At 43.5% G+C, this 19,283-nt stretch carries 18 protein-coding genes; 12 read left to right on the top strand and 6 right to left on the bottom strand.

Annotated features, from left to right (window positions below; translation table 11 throughout):
* Positions 1–84: 84 nt before the first annotated feature.
* Together HYN46_RS03355 and coaBC are read right to left on the bottom strand one after the other, a co-directional pair.
* On the bottom strand, positions 85–564 hold the full coding sequence (locus HYN46_RS03355; protein ID WP_114898097.1) for a GNAT family N-acetyltransferase: 480 nt from the start codon (positions 562–564) through the stop codon (positions 85–87).
* A complete protein-coding gene (gene coaBC, locus HYN46_RS03350; protein ID WP_114898096.1) occupies positions 548–1,840 on the bottom strand; it encodes a bifunctional phosphopantothenoylcysteine decarboxylase/phosphopantothenate--cysteine ligase CoaBC in 1,293 nt (430 codons plus the stop codon). The genes HYN46_RS03355 and coaBC overlap by 17 nt, the downstream gene beginning before the upstream one ends.
* Positions 1,841–2,013: 173 nt before the next feature.
* Between coaBC and radC the strand changes: the two genes are divergently transcribed.
* Together radC and HYN46_RS03340 are read left to right on the top strand one after the other, a co-directional pair.
* Positions 2,014–2,700 (top strand): RadC family protein, encoded by a 687-nt coding sequence (gene radC / locus HYN46_RS03345; protein WP_114898095.1) that lies wholly within the window; start codon positions 2,014–2,016, stop codon positions 2,698–2,700.
* A 49-nt stretch (positions 2,701–2,749) separates the two neighbouring features.
* Entirely contained in the window at positions 2,750–3,655 is a 906-nt protein-coding gene (locus HYN46_RS03340; RefSeq protein ID WP_114898094.1) for a bestrophin family protein, read from the top strand.
* A 57-nt stretch (positions 3,656–3,712) separates the two neighbouring features.
* On the opposite strand, the gene HYN46_RS03335 is transcribed toward HYN46_RS03340, so the two are convergent.
* On the bottom strand, positions 3,713–4,564 hold the full coding sequence (locus HYN46_RS03335) for a PHP domain-containing protein (protein WP_228254874.1): 852 nt from the start codon (positions 4,562–4,564) through the stop codon (positions 3,713–3,715).
* A gap of 38 nt (positions 4,565–4,602) precedes the next feature.
* Here HYN46_RS03335 and ispZ point away from each other — a divergent pair, with 38 nt between their 5' ends.
* The 10 genes from ispZ to HYN46_RS03285 all read left to right on the top strand — a co-directional run bounded on the left by ispZ (position 4,603) and on the right by HYN46_RS03285 (position 16,399).
* Positions 4,603–5,151, top strand: a complete 549-nt coding sequence (ispZ, locus tag HYN46_RS03330; protein WP_114898093.1) for a septation protein IspZ — start codon at positions 4,603–4,605, stop codon at positions 5,149–5,151.
* 49 nt (positions 5,152–5,200) lie between these two features.
* Entirely contained in the window at positions 5,201–5,509 is a 309-nt protein-coding gene (locus HYN46_RS03325) for a YciI family protein (protein ID WP_114898092.1), read from the top strand.
* Positions 5,510–5,617: 108 nt separating this feature from the next.
* The gene (locus tag HYN46_RS03320) at positions 5,618–5,998 is read left to right on the top strand and encodes a hypothetical protein (protein WP_407640768.1); all 381 of its coding nucleotides are present in this window, start codon (positions 5,618–5,620) and stop codon (positions 5,996–5,998) included.
* 43 nt (positions 5,999–6,041) lie between these two features.
* Positions 6,042–7,580, top strand: a complete 1,539-nt coding sequence (gene mnmC, locus HYN46_RS03315) for an FAD-dependent 5-carboxymethylaminomethyl-2-thiouridine(34) oxidoreductase MnmC (protein ID WP_114898090.1) — start codon at positions 6,042–6,044, stop codon at positions 7,578–7,580.
* A 388-nt stretch (positions 7,581–7,968) separates the two neighbouring features.
* Positions 7,969–9,144: a polysaccharide biosynthesis/export family protein gene (locus HYN46_RS03310; RefSeq protein ID WP_114898089.1), complete on the top strand. Its 1,176-nt coding sequence runs from the start codon at positions 7,969–7,971 to the stop codon at positions 9,142–9,144.
* Positions 9,145–9,149: 5 nt separating this feature from the next.
* Positions 9,150–10,304, top strand: coding sequence for a glycosyltransferase family 4 protein (locus HYN46_RS03305; RefSeq protein WP_114898088.1), 1,155 nt, complete (start codon positions 9,150–9,152; stop codon positions 10,302–10,304).
* A gap of 2 nt (positions 10,305–10,306) precedes the next feature.
* Entirely contained in the window at positions 10,307–11,350 is a 1,044-nt protein-coding gene (locus HYN46_RS03300; RefSeq protein ID WP_210009329.1) for a capsular polysaccharide export protein, LipB/KpsS family, read from the top strand.
* Positions 11,351–11,449: 99 nt separating this feature from the next.
* Positions 11,450–12,598, top strand: a complete 1,149-nt coding sequence (locus HYN46_RS03295; protein ID WP_162818077.1) for a capsule biosynthesis protein — start codon at positions 11,450–11,452, stop codon at positions 12,596–12,598.
* Between the two features lie 399 nt (positions 12,599–12,997).
* Positions 12,998–14,617, top strand: a complete 1,620-nt coding sequence (locus HYN46_RS03290; RefSeq protein WP_114898085.1) for a hypothetical protein — start codon at positions 12,998–13,000, stop codon at positions 14,615–14,617.
* Between the two features lie 177 nt (positions 14,618–14,794).
* The gene (locus HYN46_RS03285; RefSeq protein WP_114898084.1) at positions 14,795–16,399 is read left to right on the top strand and encodes a glycosyl hydrolase family 28-related protein; all 1,605 of its coding nucleotides are present in this window, start codon (positions 14,795–14,797) and stop codon (positions 16,397–16,399) included.
* Positions 16,400–16,438: 39 nt separating this feature from the next.
* Here HYN46_RS03285 and HYN46_RS03280 read toward each other — a convergent pair whose 3' ends face one another.
* The 3 genes from HYN46_RS03280 to HYN46_RS03270 are packed head-to-tail and all read right to left on the bottom strand — an operon-like array spanning position 16,439 to position 19,238.
* Positions 16,439–17,548, bottom strand: coding sequence for a glycosyltransferase family 4 protein (locus HYN46_RS03280; RefSeq protein ID WP_114898083.1), 1,110 nt, complete (start codon positions 17,546–17,548; stop codon positions 16,439–16,441).
* Positions 17,545–18,441 (bottom strand): GDP-mannose 4,6-dehydratase, encoded by an 897-nt coding sequence (locus HYN46_RS03275; RefSeq protein WP_114898082.1) that lies wholly within the window; start codon positions 18,439–18,441, stop codon positions 17,545–17,547. Before HYN46_RS03275 ends, HYN46_RS03280 begins: the two co-directional genes overlap by 4 nt.
* A gap of 2 nt (positions 18,442–18,443) precedes the next feature.
* Complete coding sequence (locus HYN46_RS03270; RefSeq protein ID WP_114898081.1) at positions 18,444–19,238, bottom strand: FkbM family methyltransferase; 795 nt, start codon at positions 19,236–19,238, stop codon at positions 18,444–18,446.
* Positions 19,239–19,283 lie beyond the last annotated feature (45 nt).

Raw genomic sequence — 19,283 nt, 5'->3', positions numbered from 1 at the left:
AGTTCAAGTTCAATAGTTTTTTGTTATCAAACCTCTTTTTTCTTATTCAAATAACCGACTTAGATAGCAGCAGAGATTATTTCTTTACAGTTTCTTCTGCCAAAATAAAGCATGTCCCATCTGATCATCAAGGCTATAGCCTTCAAAACCTTGTTTACGATACAGGTTCTGAGCAACTGTATTACCCGTCAATACCTCAAGCGTGAGTTTGCAATACCCGCGCGAGCGCGCGACTTGCTCAACGTAATCGAACAATGCTTTACCGACACCAAGCCCTCTCGCGCTGGGATGGACGAAGACATCATGAATATTTAATAAAGGCGATGCTGCAAAAGTGGAGAATCCTTCAAAAGCATTGAGTAGGCCAACCGCCACGTCATCACGCATCGCAAGCAGGATTAACCGTTCTGAACATTTAAGTATGTGAGGAATCAATTGCTGTTTGACCAGAGGAGTTAATCCGGCCCCGCCACCCATTTGATCCTGAGCATAGCCATCCAATAAATTCAACCATGTTAAGGCCTGCTTTTCTTGCGTTAAATCCGCCTCAATGATTCTGATCATTAATCCCTGCCTGAACTAAACACTCCACCAGACGGGTTGCAATCACATGTTTATTGGCTTTTTCAAGAATGACTTTTTCTAAACCAAAGCGATCTGAGAAAAACACCGTCATCGCATTATCATCTGATGCAAAACCTATATCACCACGCGACACATCATTGCACGCAATCATATCCAGTTGTTTTCGTTCAAGCTTACCGCGCGCATACTCCTCCATATACTGAGTTTCCGCCGCAAAACCAACCATAAAAGGGCGTTTTGCATGGAGCGCGATACTCGCCACAATGTCTGGATTTTTGACGAGGGTCAGGGTTAAAGAGTCGCCTTGTTTCTTTATTTTCTGCTCTGCAATATGCTCTGCACGATAGTCCGCAACAGCAGCCGTCGCGATAAACACATCACATCCGGCATCAACAGCCTGCTCGCTAGCAGCCAATAGATCACGTGCTGATACGACATTAATCCGCGTCACGCCTTGTGGCGTTGCTAAACTCACAGGACCTGCCAAAAGAGTCACACGCGCACCCGCATCACGGCACGCCTCCGCTAAAGCAAATCCCATTTTTCCTGAACTGTGATTACTCACGTAACGAACAGGATCCAATGCTTCACGCGTGGGTCCCGCAGTGATCACCACATGCTTCCCAGCAAGAATGCCTGAAGCTGGCAAGGACTTATCGGCAGGCTGATCTTTAAAATGCTGCTGAACCAACACAACTAACTCTTCAGGTTCAGGCATCCGCCCCGCTCCAATGTCTCCACAAGCTTGGCTTCCCGAGTTAGGTTCAACAACGCGAATACCATAATCACTTAAAGTCTTGAGATTGCGCTGTACAAGGCTGTTTTGCCACATTTGCTGGTTCATAGCTGGAGAAATCAAGACTGGTGCAGCAGTGGCTAAGATCACAGTTGTCAGCAAATCATCTGCCGCACCTGCCGCAATTCGGGCAATGGCATTGGCGCTGGCAGGCGCTACCAAGACTAGATCCGCCCAGCGCGCTAGCTGGATATGTCCCATCCCCGCCTCTGCTTCAGGATCAAGCAGTGAGGTATGTACTGGCTCACCCGATAGCGCTTGGAAAGTCAGTGGGGTCACAAATGCTTGTGCCCCAGCCGTCATAATCACACGCACGGCAAAACCCGCATCTTTTAATCGACGAACCAAAACCGCGCTTTTATAAGCAGCAATGCCACCGGTCACGCCGAGTAGAATATTTTTTGATGGCTCAGAGGGTTGTGGAGATGGCACTGCAACTGACGGTATTGCTGATGGCATGTAAAGCTACTCAAAATCAATTTGCGTAACAATACCATTCAATCCATAAAATTGCCAAAATACGCGCGATCACCACACAATAGAATTTGATCAAAATAGATATTTATTGCTTGAAATAGACAAAATATGTTGATGAAATCAATGATGAAACAAGACCACAAGAGCAATGACTGATGAGTATCCGCAACTGGCCTGAATCTGAACGTCCACGCGAGCGACTGTTGGGTCAAGGTGCCGCTGCGTTATCAGATGCGGAATTACTGGCTATCTTTTTGAGAACAGGAACAGCACAGCAATCCGCCATTGAGCTTGCTCGTGGTCTGATTGATCAGTTTGAAGGATTGGCGGGCTTATTCTCAGCAACACCCAGCGAAGTCATGGCCTGTCATGGCATTGGACCCGCGAAATACACCCACTTACTGGCGGCACTTGAATTGGGACGCCGCCATAGTGAAAGTGAACTCCGCCAGGGTGTAGGGCTCAATGATCCGCGTGTCGCAATCCGTTACATTAGTCAGCAGCTTAAAGCTGAACGACGCGAAGTCTTTGCCGTACTCTTTTTAGACAGTCAATTGCGCTTACTGGCCTTCGAAAAGATTTTCTTCGGGTCGATGACCAGTTGTTCAGTGCATATTCGCGAAGTCATGAGCCGGGCTTTAGCACACCGCGCTGTCCAGATCATCATTGCCCACAATCATCCGGATGCACCGGCACAACCGTCAGAAGCCGATATCGCTTTGACGCAACAATTAATGCGAGCCTGCCAATTATTTGATATACAATTGGTTGATCACGTGATTGTAGGCACATCGGGCAGTCAATCCCTTGCTTTAAAAGGTTTAATGCCTGTTCCTCATTGATGCGTCAAACTTTTTTTGACAAAGCTTTGCAACTCTTTTGGTTAATCAAATGATCGTACGTCCACGCCCTAATGCTTTTATCATGCTTTTTTCTTGGCGTGGCTCAATCCTGCCACAGATTGCGCCGCAACTTTTATTTGTTATTTTGCTCTCAATCATCGTTGCACTCTTTGAGCACTTCCATCCTCATATTTTCCCCGAATTGCCTATCGCTGCCTTCTCCCTAATCGGACTTGCGCTGTCTATTTTCTTGGGTTTTCGCAACAATGTCTGTTATGACCGCTGGTGGGAAGCACGTAAGGAATGGGGGGCGCTCATCCTTCATATGCGCAATTTTGCCCGCGAAAGTCTTCTACTCCATGTCGACGTTCGTCGTCGGGTACTGCATCGTTCAATCGGATTCACACAAACCCTGAATGCAAGGCTCCGTAATCAAAATCAAATGGGTATTGCCGAACGCTGGCTACCCACTCAAGAACAACATGATTATGCTGAGCACCCCAACCCCTCAGATTATGTTTTGCTCTGTATTCAACGAGACATCCTTGAGTGCTACAAAGCAGGCCAGCTCAGTGACATTTGCTATCAGCAACTTTCATCGCGAGTAGCCAACATGGCTGGAACACAAGCAGCTTGTGAACGGATTCGCAATACGCCAGTCCCTTTTGCCTATTCTTTACTGATCCATCGCACTGCCTATCTATACAGTTTATTACTCCCTATCGGTTTAGGAAGTACTCTGGGTTTTCTGACCCCCGTTATCGTTGGATTACTGGCTTATACTTTTTTTGGATTAGATGCTTTAGGCAGTGAGTTGGAACAGCCTTTTGGAATTCTAGAGAATGATTTACCGCTGGATGCGATGGCGAGGGCGATTGAAATTGACTTACTAAGCAGCCTCGGGGAAAGTAATATTCCCAAGCCCTTGCAACCTGTGAATTTTATTCTACAGTAGGCACAAAGAGAAAAAAGAACGAGCCTTCAAAAAGCACAACTCAATGCTTTTTTTAAATCAGAGCAATTCCCAGACCCCAGTTTGCCCCGCAGCAAGCTGGGGCACATGACCCAGCTTGTGCCAGACCATATGCGCACCATGAAAATCACTGGCGGTCGAAACCAAAAATTCATGCTGGGCAATCAAACGATTCATCATTGCCCGTGTTGCTGGTGGTTCATTGACTGCAGGTAGCTCTATCGCACGCCCACCAGCTTGTTTAAAATCAATCAGGAGCTGGCGTAAGGCTGTGGAAGTCAGGTTATTGCGCGTCGGATGTGCCAAGACCGCTTGCCCACCACTTTGCACAATCGCGGCGACACCATCCGCCATAGGGAGCCATTCAAGCGGCACATGCGCTGACTTCCCCTCTCCCAAATAGCGGTCAAAAGCCTGTTGAGGTTTACTCACCAGCCCTTCATTGACCAGCCACTGCGCTAAATGCCCGCGAGTAATGCCTTCCGGTCGTCCATTGGCCAATGCCAATACCGCATCCCAAGCTGGACGTTTGGTAATTTTCTCAAGCTTCTCACAAATCGCCGCGGCCCGTCGCGCACGAATCGTTTGTTGAACGGCCAATACTGCATTAAGCGGCGCATAGTCCTTCATGCCTAAGCCAACAATATGAACGGATACCGCCCGTTTGGTTGTCGCACGCGTCCATTGGGTTGAGAGCTCTACGCCATCGATCAAATGCAGCCCCAAGGACGCTGCTTGCTGCCGCGCCTCAGGCAATCCATCAACCGTATCATGATCCGTAAGCGCAAAAATAGACACGTCTGCCGCATGCGCAGCCGTCACCAAGTCTGCAGGCGACAATTGCCCATCAGAAAAGTAACTATGTGTATGTAAATCTGCACGCACTATCATCTATACTTCGACTTTTAATTCAGTGGAACAAGCGTAGCATGAAAGCATTGCTGGACTTCGTGCCTTTAGTGGTTTTCTTTTTTTTAGCGAAAACACAAACAATTTTTGTCGCGACCCAAGGGCTCATTATCGCCAGTGTAGTCATCTATGGTTTGCACTTTGCGCTACAAAAAGGTCGCTTGGAAAAAGGCCAATGGATTACGCTTTTGCTCACACTGGCTTTCGGCGGTCTCACACTTTATCTACGTGACGATATGTGGCTACGCTGGAAATCTCCCATCATTAACTGGATTTTTGGTACCGCGTTCTTACTCAGCCCGATTGTCGGAAAGAACCCCATACCACTGGTCCAACGTTTTTTGGGTCAAGTGTTTGAGCTCAGCAGCACTGCTTGGAAAAAACTCAATCTCACATGGGCTGTCTTTTTTTATTTCCTCGGAACACTGCATCTGATCTTTGCCTTTACCTTCCCTAAATTCTGGATCGATTTTAAAGTATTTGGTGGAACGGCCATTATGATCATCTTTATGGTCGGGCAGTTTATTCTACTCCGTAAACACCTGAAGACCCCTGAAAATCAAAATTAATTCAGTATCCATTAATACGTGATATTGCAAAAATAGAGGACCACAACACATGCCATTATTTGCCGTCTATGCAACCGATGTTGCTAACAGTATTGAAAAACGCGCGATTGTCCGCCCACGTCATGTGGCACGCTTAGAAGCATTGCATGCTAAAGGTCAAATCATCCTTGCAGGTCCATGCCCAACCGATCACAATACACCGCCAACAGGATTTACAGGCAGTATCCTTGTGCTCGACTTTCCAGATCGTGCAACACTGGATGCATGGCTTGCAGAAGAACCGTATGTCCTTGAAGGGATTTACGAGTCTGTTGTTGTCAAACCTTTTATCCAGACCTTTATCAAGTCCACTGTTTAATCCTCGAGCGAGAATCTTTTGAGCACTCCCGTTAGATCACGCCCTGTAATGATCACATCCCCCTATTCTAAACGCGCCGCTGTCCTCGTTGCATTTATGATGTTTTTCATGAGCACTTGGGCGATTGCAGAAGTGCCTGCAAGTGGCGTTGCTGCAACACCAGCAACAAATGGCGCCTCATCAGTGGCGGCAACAGTAAAACCCACTGCACCAAAACCGCCGACGCTGGAAACACAACTCGCAAATCTGAGTAAACAAAGTAGCTCGCAGGCATCCAGACTAAACCAACTGGAAATCGCCAATCGTGATGCACTGACACGTAATCAAACCCTACAGCTTGAAAACGATAATCTGACGGTCCAAGTCAAAGTGCTGCAAAGTGATCGCGGAGCGCAAATGTTTATCTATGGCGCTGTTGCCATTCTGATTGGTGCATTGATTGGCTATTTTTGTGCCAGTTACTTTATGCGTAGAAGCCGACGTTGGTAGTGAGTGATAGAATGATGGATTGTTTCATTCTATCTGTTGCTATATGACTGTGCTTAATGAGTACCTGCTCAGCCAACATCACATCTCTGAGCAAGAACTGGGCACCCAACTTTCAAAACTGCACTCATACCAGTGCCTAACTCTGGGCAAATCTCCGTTTGATAGCGGCATGGTCTGTTTACGACTATGGAAACTGTGGCAGCACGTCCGCCCTAATAATTTCAGCCGCTTGCATATCATTGCCACTGCAAAAGAACCTCTATCACAGCAGCAGATACAGGAGGTATTGGCTGAGCATCCCGAATATGACGATCTTGCGCAGCAACTTCTAGCGCAGTACCCTCCTGCGATTTCAGGCATACATCGACTGATCTATCCATCTGAGCGCCTCACTGTAGATCTCTGCTTTGGTGATGCTGTCGATGATCTGATGGTTGGACAGCCGCCGATCATTAACCCTGAGCCCGTTAAATCAGAGTCACTTTCTTTCGCAGTTATAGGCGCAGGAATCGCAGGTCTTTCTATCGCAGATGCATTCACACGCCGTGGGTACGCCATCACTCTTATTGAACAGGATGAACCTCTAGCGGGTGCATCGGGCAATCCCAAAGCTTTGCTTTTGTCCAAACTCCCGAAACTTGAACGGGTCAGTAATAACCTGCAAACCCTCGGTGCACTCAGTACTGCACGCTGGTGGAGTTACTGGGCTCCGAATGTAGTGACTCATTCTGGTGCACTTCTTGAAGCCAGTGCTGAAGATTTAGAAAAAATCAAAAACTATCCCGATGACATGGTTCAACTGCTTCAGCCTGAAGACGTGCAGACTCGTATGGAACTTATTACTCCGCATGCCCAGATGTTTATGCCACGCGCAATAGTGATCAACCCGAAAGCCATTCGTGATCATGTGCTGTCTTCAGCACAAGTCACTCTAGTCAAACAACATGTTGCGGCATTACATAAGTCTCCTGACAATCACTGGCTGCTTCTCGACAGCAATGGGGTATGCATTGCCAAAAAAACGCATGTGATCATCGCTAACGCGAAAGACAGTGAGCGGCTATGCCCTACATTACCGCCGCTCACGGTAATTCGAGGACAGATGTCCTGGATAGAATCCAACTCATCTTCAGACTTTGCTTTGGGCTATGGAGGATATGCCGTCAATGATGGAGAGAAACTGATTCTCGGTTCATCGTTCATGCGGGATGATATGGATCTGACTTTACGTGAGGGCGAGCATCAATCCAATCTAGAGTTGTTTAAACAGGCATTCCCCAAAAATGCAGCCACACTCCCCCATACGCACTCTTGGCAAGGACGCGTCAGTCTGCGTGCTTTGCCACGTGACTCCATGCCTATCGTCGGAGAGGTTTCACAAATGCAAGGCATTTATGCACTGACTGGCTTAGGCTCCAAAGGGTTCTCATTTGCTCCGCTCTGTGCAGAGCTACTCGCAGCACAGATTTTTGAAGAAGCTTTGCCCCTACCCACCACACTCATCTTGGCACTAAGTGCTCATCGTTTCATCAAAAAAGAGCGAATCCGCAAACCGTATTACACACCACCACAAGATAATTAAGGCAACAACCTCATTCATTCATGAGTTAAAACATTTAATAATCAGTAAAATATGTAATTTATAGTCATCTCTAGATGACGCTTTATGCGTAAAAGCTTGAACAAAGCGGCTTCAGTATTTATAGTGAGGCATAAAAGAATTAGTACCTAGAAAGTCAATCTTCTGAACTCGTGGTTTTATTGTACGATCTAATAGCATGTTAATGATTTTTCGATAAAGTACCGGAGACAGGTATGATCATTGCACATGAAAATGAAACATCCACAATGATGTGTTATAAACAAGCTGCCCCGACAGATTGCAACATTTTTTATCAATAATGAGCGTTTAGCTCTGGTAGTCTTCCTCAGAATCTAATTTTGGTCAATTTCAAATGAATGTTTTTACTATGAATAAAGCGCACACTAAATTATTGACTTTGACTCTGGTGATAGCCACCTTGAGCGGATGTACACTATCGCCTGATTGGATACCAGCAGCTGGGCCTAATCGACAAAAAATATTAGATAACAAGAATGGTGTTGGTGCATCTGCAGTTCAAATTGTTGAAATCAACGACGCGGTAGCTAGACAAGTTATCGCCAGTCAGCAGAAAAAATCTTTCTCGTCTCTTACCAATACCTCCTCATCCTTAACCATCGGCGCTGGTGATGTCGTTGAAGTCACAGTCTGGGAAGCTCCTCCCGCCTTACTTTTTGGTGGCTCCGATGCAGTTGGGCTCAGTCCTAGCGGATCAAAAGCCAGTGTTTTACCTGAACAAATGGTAGACCAGAAAGGAACAATTAGCGTACCCTTCGTCGGACAAATCTCCGTTGTAGGAAAGACTCCAGAACAAGTACAAACAATTATTGCCAAGAAATTGCGCGGCATGGCGAATGATCCTCAGATTTTGGTACGCACCACAAAAAACAACACCTCCAACGTAACAGTGATCGGCGATGTGACGGCAAGTACGCGCATGTCTATCACCCCACGTGGAGAACGAATACTAGATGCACTTGCCGCCGCAGGTGGTGTAAAAGATCCTATCGACAAAGTTACACTACAACTGACCCGTAATGATCAAGCTGCAGAACTTCCTCTACAAACTGTTATTCGCGATCCCAAACAAAATATTGTCCTGCAGTCTGGTGATGTCGTAACTGCCTTATTCCAACCCCTCAGTTTCACCGTTCTAGGCGCAGTAGATAAAAATCAGGAAATTAATTTTGAAGCTCAAGGCATCTCACTTGCACAAGCCGTTGCAAGAGCAGGAGGGTTACAAGATAGCCGTTCCGATGCACATGGTGTATTTATCTTCCGCTTTGAAACACCGAGCGCACTGGTACAACAGCCAGCCAATATGGTGTTGACTCCTGAGGGGAAAGTACCTGTGATTTATCGTATTGATATGAAAGATCCTACAAACTTCTTTATTGCCCAGAACTTCCCTGTGCGCAATAAAGATATCTTGTATGTTTCTAATGCTTCTGGTGCAGAACTCAAAAAATTCCTCGACATTGTCTTAGGAACAGTCAGCTCCGTATTGTATCCAGCCGCCTCTATCATCAGTATCTCGAAATAATATCTATGACGGATATCGTCCTCGATATTACGCGGATTGTTGGCAGAAGCTTAAAAGGTCGACTCCCCACTGGGGTTGACCGGGTCTGTTTGGCCTACCTAGATCACTTTGAAAATGCTCAGGCATTCTTGCATATTCGTGGGAAAGGGATTGTTCTCACACAGGAGGACAGTGCCCTCGTTCGCACTTTTTTACTGAATCAAGACGTCAAGTCGCTCAAAGGTAAGTATCAGCAAGTAGATTTTCTGACTCATCTCCTAACCAAGATTATGCGCAGCACAAACGTCAAACCCATCGAAAATGCTTTTTTTATTAATGTTGGGCATAGCGGATTGGAGCATGCGCGCTATATTACGTGGTTAGAGCAAAACCCAGTTCGCCCGATCTATATGGTACATGATCTTATCCCGATCACACATCCTGAGTATTGCCGTGATGGGGAAATCAGTCGGCATACTTCACGGATGAAAGCCATGCTTGCAACAGCTTCGGGAGTGATTACCAACTCTCAAGATACGTTGAATGAGCTCGATAAATTTACGATCGAACACCAACTTGAACGGAGACCTAGTGTAGTCGCGCATCTTGGAATCCTCCCCGCAGTTAAGCAGCTACATACAACATCTCCTATTCCAGCACCTTACTTTATGATGTTGGGCACCATAGAACCTCGTAAAAACCACTTACTGATCTTGAATGTTTGGCGTAAATTAATCGAAAAATACGGCGACAATACGCCCAAACTGGTTTTGATTGGCCAACGCGGGTGGGAGTGTGAGCAGGTTGTTGATATGCTTGAACGTTGCCCACAATTAAAGGGAATTGTCATTGAGTTATCCGAGGTATCTGATCTTGAGCTTGCACAATGGCTACAACATACTCAAGCCCTGCTCTTCCCTTCATTTGCCGAAGGTTTCGGGCTACCATTGATTGAAGCATTGCAACAAGGCGTGACCGTCCTAGCCAGCGACCTTCCTGTATTTCATGAGATTGTAGGCAATGCCCCTCATTATCTCGACCCCATCGATGGCCTAGGCTGGATGCAGGCTATTGAATCAATATGGCTCAATCACACTCTTATCCCAAAATCCATCACAATGACTTTACCAACATGGGCAGATCATTTTAAAAAAATCGATACTTGGCTTAATCAGGTCTAATTATGCACCTCCGGTTCAAGTCGCACTCCAATATGTGCCATGATTCAGATGAAATCCTTTATGCATTTGGATTTTCCCCATGGAAAAGACCACTCGTCAGGCGCTTTCTCAATCAACATGTGGCCTTCGTTTACTGGAGTTGGCAAGTTCCCTCTGATGCGACTCTAGTCCTATGGGGAAATAGACCCATTCCCGATGGAATCTCTTCAAGTGTCAAAATCATACGCCTTGAAGATGGTTTTCTACGATCAGTTGGTTTAGGCGCGGACTTAACAAAGCCCTTATCATGGGTTATTGATCGAACAGGTATTTACTATGACCCAACCCAGCCTTCAGATATAGAAAACATTTTAAACACGACTGTCTTTGATGGTCGGCTCATCAGCCGCGCACGTCATTTGTCTGAAAAACTCATCACAGCAGGACTAACAAAATATAATGTCTCTGGCAAGCTATGGCAGAAACCAAACACAGCACGACAGATTATTTTGGTCGTAGGACAAGTTGAGAGTGATGCAAGCATTCAATTCGGTGCCAATGATATTCGCAGTAACTTGTCGCTACTCACCACTGTACGTCAGGCAAACCCTGATGCCTTTATTATCTATAAACCCCATCCAGACGTCGTCGCTGGACTAAGAACTCAAGGCCGGTTAAATGCTGGCGAATTATGCAATGAAGTCGTGGTTGATGTATCCATGGATCATCTGTTGGCGCAGGTGGATGAAGTTCATGTCATTACCTCCCTTGCAGGATTCGAAGCCTTATTGCGGGGAAAGGTCGTCTTCTGCTATGGTCAACCCTTCTATGCGGGTTGGGGACTAACTATCGATCGTCAATCACATCCAAGACGCATACGACAACTGACTTTGGATGAATTGATTGCAGGAACACTCATTCTCTACCCGACCTACGTCAGCCGGAAAACCCATCAACAGATTTCTGTCGAAGAAGCACTAGAAGAGTTGATTTATTGGCGCAATGAACAAAAAACTATTCCCCCTTTTGTGCGTAGGCTCCTGAGGTTTCTTTTACGACGAAAGTAACAAAAGAAATAACATTTGCATACTTTAAATTAAATGCCTACTAAAGTTAAAATAATCATTATGATACTAGACCAATTAGGCTCAGCCAAGAAAATTTTGATGCTACAAGGCCCATTTGGACCTTTCTTTCACAGCATTGCAAATAAGCTAGATCAAGCGGGATATTCTGTCACTAAAGTAAACCTTAACGCAGGGGATACTTGGTACTTCCCTAAGGGCATTGATTATACAGGCAAGATAGAGGACTGGTCTGAGTGGCTCACCAAACTGATCCAAGAATATCAGATCGAAGCCATAATGGTTTTCAGCGATGCACGTATTTACCATCGTATCGCACATGAGGTTGCTTTACGGTTAGGTGTACTGTTTCTCGTTTTCGAGGAGGGCTACCTGCGTCCAAATTGGATTACACTTGAACCTTGGGGTGTCAATGCCCACTCCACGCTAAGCCGCAATCCCGAAGACTATACTGTAGAACCTCCTCCTCCTCCTCCCGAACATTATATTCCTGACCACTTTTCTTATCGCGCTAAATTAGCCATGTGGTATTACTTCATTACTTGGCTTTTCCAGTGGAAGTATCCAGGCTATAAGCATCATCGCGAAATTAGTTGGGCAGAACCACGACGCTGGATTGTTGGTGGATTTCGTAAGGTCTGGTACAAATGGCGTCAACGTGATGTGCTTAATCTGCTACGCAATAACTGGAGCGGTAGAATTTTTTTGATGCCATTACAAGTTCATAATGACAGTCAACTATGGTTACATGGTGGACATGCCATGGAAACTTATATTGAAGAAACGATGGCAAGCTTTGCTGAACACGCACCGCTAGACAATGTTCTGGTGATTAAGCATCATCCATTAGATCGAGCTTATCGAAATTATATCGGGCTCATAAAGACGCTAACTCATCGATTTAATTTGCAAGGCAGAGTCTTTTATGTTCATGACATTCACCTACCCTCTCTGTTTCCCATCTTGAAGGGTACGGTCACAGTGAATTCGTCGGTAGGCATGACTTCCGTGGAAGAGGGTGTTCCAGTCAAAACCTTAGGAAAAGCCATTTATAACATTGTCGGTCTGACACACCAAGGTGACTTGAACAGTTTCTGGAACGACCCTCAATCAGTAGATCAGGCATTAAGTAAACGATATCGCGGCTGGCTTATTGCAAAATGCCAATTACAAGGCGCAGTGTACCTCCCAGAGTTACTCGTTGATCCTCGTGCATTTCGTATTAAATAGAACTCTCAAAAAGATCTCTCTAGATTGATCTAAGAACAGTTTTAAACCCTTTCTGACGAACTAACTGTTGAGGAGGATTTTGTTTTTTTGACTACGCCATTAGATATAAAAACAGCCAGAACCAACACGATAAGCAGCCTAGACGACCTCTTTAAAGCGAGTTATGATGAACTAACACAGGGACTTATCACATATAAATAGGCTAACGTTATTGAGTTAGAGTCAATCACTTATTACATAGATGGCAAAATTGTTAAGAAGCCATAATTTTGACTTTCAACCAATCATTAACTTTTTTGAGTAACCGTATGCACAAACTTATATTTAAGCCTTTGTGTAACTTTTTGATTAAACTAATTTTTATATTTTAGACACATATTGCTGTTAAAGGTTTTAATTATGGATACGCTTATCGCGCAATACGCAGCGCAGATTGTTAAAGATGCTTATATTGGGATTTTGAATAGAGAGCCTAATGAACTTGAGTCCCAAGCATTTATTGCTGAAATTATCAGTACTGGGAATAGTGAGACCGCGATAAAAAAATTGGTTGAAGCTCTAAATGTCGATACATTTAAAGCTAACTCAAACTCAGAAGCTTCCGCGGAGGATCATTGGAAAAATACAGTTCACTTGTACGCTGATTACGTTGTTAAGTCTTTATATTTAGGAATATTAAATCGTGAACCGGAACCAAACAGTCTCCTCGTCTACGGATCTCGACTCAGAGAAAAAGATTTTTCTTCGATCATCCAAGGCTTTACAGCATCACATGAGAATTCGAATAACTGGTTAAGAAAGTTTCAATCGCAACTCACACAAGAGAAAATGAATAATTCTGAAGAGCTTCGTTATCGTAGTCAAAACGACGGTATAGATTTTCGCTTTGAAAGCAACTCACACTTGAATGAGTTACATTCTTTATCATTGATCTTCGTTCCTTCAGAAGCATGGTTGCCCTTTGCTCTTGCTACCGCAAGTTATTTATATGGTAAATATGGCTATAGTAGCGTTTTTGTATATCTAGAGTGGGCACCAGCAATTGCTCAAGCTGCCACTTTAGAAGTTGCGGTATTTGACATCATCCATTTCGATGAGCTAAAAAAACTTTCAGATACGACATTCTTTAAACCGAGAGTAATAGCGACTCACTCTTTTGGTTGGCTCAAAGAAGCTGGGGATATTTTATTAAAGTTTCCACAAGCCAAGCTTTTTGTCTATGCGGATGGGTTAAAAAACGGTGTAGATGTCATGCTTGGTAAAAAGCACAAAATTGAGGGTGCTATATTTTTTGGCTATGCAGTACAACATCCAGCGATCCCTCACGAAGTTACTCTTTCTATTAATGCTGTGTTTGACCCTGTCGCAAAAATTGCAAACTTTTATAAGTTTGAACCCGATTTGGCGCAATTAAAGAAAGAAGAGATCGGTGCAGAATATGCAGTTGTTTACTTGCGCTATTGGGGAAGTGGGGCTTATGAAATTGAGCTGAGTACGGTCGTTCAAAGTATGGTTGATACAATATCTAGGCATATAAATACTGATACAAGATTAATTATTAAAAATGATCCCAGAGCTTTACCTGATTTATACATATTGGTCAGAGGCGCTCTTGGTGAAAAAGGCTATGATGTTTCGTCTCTTGAAGACTATTTTTTACAGCATGGGATCAATCCTGCATATCAAAAACTCCCAGTAGAGTATTTTTTTTCGAAAGGATTGCTATGCCATGCTAAAGCACATGTCGTATTTGATAGTAGCTTAAGCTATATCATAGCCACAAGCCCGAATATAAAAAGGCCAACTCGAGTGATTGTTGGGGCAGATATTTCTATTTTTAGAAATAAAATATTAAACAATCTGCTAGAGAAAGATGAAAAAGCCTTAGCTGCAGCAATGGACACTATACAGTCTTATTCTCGTCAATATAAAGAGGCAATTTTACATTCGGACTCAACTGGCGCATGTGAATTATTGGATAGTAAGGATGATTCTTTATTTTACATACAGTTACATTAAGTATACACACGCAAAATGAGTTTTTTTTCTAATTGAATTAACTGTATGTCCTTTTTTGTTACCAAATGATTATGGCTAGTCTATTAGGTAAATAGGTTTTGTTAAAAAATGCAGCATGTCGGTTGTATAACTTTGTAAATATTTTTGGTCTAACTTTCATGTAAAAAGGAAATATTGATGAATAAATACCAAACAATGTTTTTAGCCCTTATTGCCATAAATGCGAATGCAGAAACAGCAACCAATAGCCAGAAATCAAGCCAAATACTTAATCAAGCGACACCTATATCCCAACAGAATGATCTCGGTATAAACCGAGCTTTAGCTGCCAGTAATGGCGCGAATTTAGTCGGATTCCTACAAAGAGGGAATGGTGCAGTCTCAAGAACACTACAAAGTAAGCTTCAAGATACAATCAATGCTCGTGACTACGGAGTAAAATGTGATGGTTCTAGCGACGATACGAATGCCATTAATACAGCAATAAAGGCAAACTCAGGGAAAGAAATTGTTATTCCTGCGGGAAAATGTTTGTATAAAGGAGGAGGTATCCTTGGAGATGGGACAGTACTACGTGGAGCTGGTCGCAACGCAACCTATATCATAGCAGCACTTCCTAATTCAATATTATTTTCCGCATCAGGTTATGGCTCGGGCATTAGAGATATTGGATTTAATGCTGGCCCCCCTCAAACCAATGGTACCTATGTCGTGTTATCTGGCACTGAGTCGTTTATCGAAGATTTCTTTATGAATGGCGACTACAACGGGGTATTAATGACAGGAAAAGTTGCCAGAATCCGTCATGGCCGATTCCAAAGTGGTGCAAAAGGCTCCATTCGGATCCGTGCAGAGGGCGGTGATACCAGCCAACTCATTGATGATGTTATGATAGGCGCACAGCAGCCTGAAATAACCTATGCTGGCATTCGTGTTCGAAATTCGGCAGCATTGATCATTAGTAATACATCGGTTATACAACAAAATATCGGATTATTAGTTGACCCTTATACTTCTCATACAGGTTCAGCTACAGATGCGGGCAATGTCTCCAGTCTTTGGGTACATGATAGCTTTTTTGATACTCAGACACTGCATGGTATACAAATAGCACCTTCTGGAAGTGCGAGTATTGTTCGCTCTAGATTTGCAAATATTTGGGCTTCTTCATCAGGGAGTGATGGCGTATCAATTACAAACCAGAGTTCAGGATCCATAAATGGTCTACATTTTGAATCACTTCATACCATGGATAATAAAGGCTCAGGGGTTAACATGTCTGGAGCAATGAGTGATATTGCATTTCTAGGCGGAATTTTTTCTGGTAACGCAAATGGGTTAAGCGTTAATTCACCCATTAACGGTTTACGGATTACAGATGCAACTATCGGAACTGGAGGAGGATTTCCTGCAAACTCTGGAGCAGGAATTCGTATTACACAAAAAACTAGCCCTCTTCTGATTGCAGATAATACTGTCGTCGGTAATAAGACCGCAATTCAAGATTACTCAGGTGCTGTATCCAATAAATTAATTCGGAGCAATGTTGGATTTAACCCAATTGCCAATACTCCACTCTCCGTAACCGCTTCCCCTATGAAGTGGCAGAATACGACAGGAGATACTGTGCAGGTATTTATCAATGCTGGTAAAGTATCAAGCATCACGGTAGAAGGAAATATAGTAGCGACCTCAACGAATACCAGCGTGATCGTTCCGCAAGGTGCCAGCATCGAAGTCCTTTATAGCGCATTACCAAAGCTAAGTTATTTAGGCTTTTAGAAATATCTAAACCCAATATAGAAGCATCCTCGAAACTGACTATATAGCATTAGCCACTCTCTTATAAACTTTTAAGGTCTGCTGTGCGCAATTATCCCAAGTATATGCTTTGGCAACATTCAGTCCTTGTCCGACGGCCTTTTCTCGCCATATTAAATCAGTTAAGCAAGCCTGGAGACTTAAAGAAAATTCATCGACATCATCAGGATTAATTAATTTTGCGGCACCAGATGTTACTTCTGGCAAACATGAGCGATTTGAAGCAATGACAGGGATACCACAAGCCATTGCCTCGGCAATAGGCAAACCAAACCCCTCATAGATAGATGGATAAACAAACAACCGCGCTCCCGCATAAATGGCGGGAAGATACACTTCATCCACAAATCCTAGATAATATAGCCAGCCCGCTCTTTGAGCATCCTCCATCACTTTGTGTAATAGCTCACTATGCCAGCCTTTACCTCCAATGATGACCAAAGGATACTCTGTACGAATCCTAATTGGCAAAAGAGCATACGCTTGTATTAATCGATCGACTTTTTTCCTCGGTTCAATCGTGGAAACACATAATGTGAATTTATTCGGAGTGAGATTGTACCGGCTCAATAATTGCGCATAAATGTCCACATGAGGTCTAGGTTTATAAACTTCAGGAACACCCAAATGAATGGCGGAGATTCGAGCAGAAGGCCAACCAAAATATTCAATTACCTCTTCACGAGTCGATTTACTATCAGTAATGATATGTTTTGCTACACTTAAGGTTTGACCCAATCTTCTTTCAAAGTCTCGGACACGCTCTGCAGGATGGGTTTCAGGGAACTTAAACACAGAAAGATCATGAATGGTTGCTATCCCATGCTCTACAAAAGGGGGGATAAAGAAATTCGGAGAGTGGAACACCGAATTTTTAACCGTTTTTCCTAAATAGAATTGGCGCAGAACACGCGGTACTTTTAACGACTCATACTTAACTAAACCTGTAACAGGAATGGTTAATGGCTCTTCAACCCAACGAGCATTCAGATAGTATTTTAATTGATGAATATCTTCTGACACTCGAATGCGACTCACCAACTCTTTTGTATAGCGCCCGATACCCGTGAGAGGAGGTTTTAATGCATCTACAGCTATAATTAAATTCATAACGGACTATTTAACATCCAACTCAACGTTTCACGAAGCGGGATATCTGTAACTGGACCAACAACATGATCAAATTTCTCTCGAGACCCAATAAGACGATGTACTTCATTTGCACGAACAAAGGCAGGATTTATTTGCACATCAAGCTCATGACCAGAAATTTCGCGCATCATTTGTAAAACATCAAGCAAAGAATGACCTTTCCCAGAACATACATTAAACACATCACTGCGAATATTTGACTCTAGTAACAACCGATAACAGCGAACAACGGAACGTACATCGGAAAAATCCCTGATCACATTGATATTCCCTAATTCAATTGTTTTAGCCCTACGTTTGAAATGGTCTACAATCTTAGGAATCAAAAAGTTAATAGACTGGCCTGCACCAGTGTAATTAAAAGGCCTAACAATCGTAATGGGTAATTGCTCAAACCATAATTTGGCCATGTATTCCATGCTAAGTTTACTCACCGCATAGTCATTTGCAGGCGCAGCGACCACTTGCTCAGTTATCGGTTCAACAAGAGCATTACCATAGATGTTTGCACTACTTGCAATCAATATCGAACGTGGGATATGACCGCTTTTAACAATTGCTTCAAGTAAATTACGTGTACCCACAACATTAGTTCGATAAATTGCATCGACATCCCCATGGGCGACAAAAGCAATTGCTGCCAAATGTACAATGATATCTGGCCTTACTTGACTTAATACCTTAACCAAACCATCTCTATCAAGTAAATCACAATGATAAGAAGCATTTAAACTCGAACCTTGAGAGGATTTAGATCCCATACCCACGACATCATATCCCGCTGAACGTAATTCTTCTGCTAAATAACGCCCAGTAAAACCATTCACACCTGTAATCAATGCTGTTGCCAAAACTACTCTCCCTCAATTTTCTTCGTTTTCAATACTTCATAGGCCTGCTGTAACTGAACAAAGCGATACTGTTCAAAATAATCAAACACATTAGGAGGCAGTTCGAAAGCAAAAGCCAACTCTCCGTGCTCTTTTGCGAGATAAAAACGATTCAACCCATCAAAATAAACAAAGAGATAATCCATCTCGATAAGATACCCATCCCACTCTTCGTAGCTCATAACCTGAGAGTTAGGCAATGTCGCTTCGATGATTAAAATCCACGGGCGATATCGAGTAAAATCCAAACCCCTTAAAACTTGTTCCTCCAATCCCTCTACATCTACTTTTAAAAAATGAATCTGTTTTGGACTATATACGTCCAAAATACTCGTCAGTGTTTTTGTGGGAACTTCATAGCTAATAATCTGAATGCCGTCTTTTTTATGCTGATTAACAACACGAGAAGAGGCTGTCGATAACCCCCTGATTTCAGTCTCATAAAATGCTAGAAAGCCTTCATGGTCACTCACTGCTATTTGTAAATTAACATCTTCAGGGCGAACTGTCTGCAAGTCATGATAATGCGCAACAACAGGCTCTATATTAATTCCTCGCCAGCCCTTTAAATAAAAAGCATGCGTTACCGAATCAATAATGGGATCATTTGCACCAACGTCGACATAGAAACCATTTTGAATCGTTTTTAAAGCTCGCCAGAGCATGACATCTTCAAAATTCTGTGCATACGATATAAATGTTGGCAAAAAAGACACTGTTGATATGTCTTCTGGTAAATCAGCTTGATTGTTGACCATATCTTACTCGCTATTGAAAAAAGAATATGTCATAGATCTACTTTA

It is taken from the genome of Aquirhabdus parva, assembly GCF_003351745.1.
GTDB lineage: Bacteria > Pseudomonadota > Gammaproteobacteria > Pseudomonadales > Moraxellaceae > Aquirhabdus > Aquirhabdus parva.
This window is presented reverse-complemented; position numbering and strand designations above follow the sequence as displayed.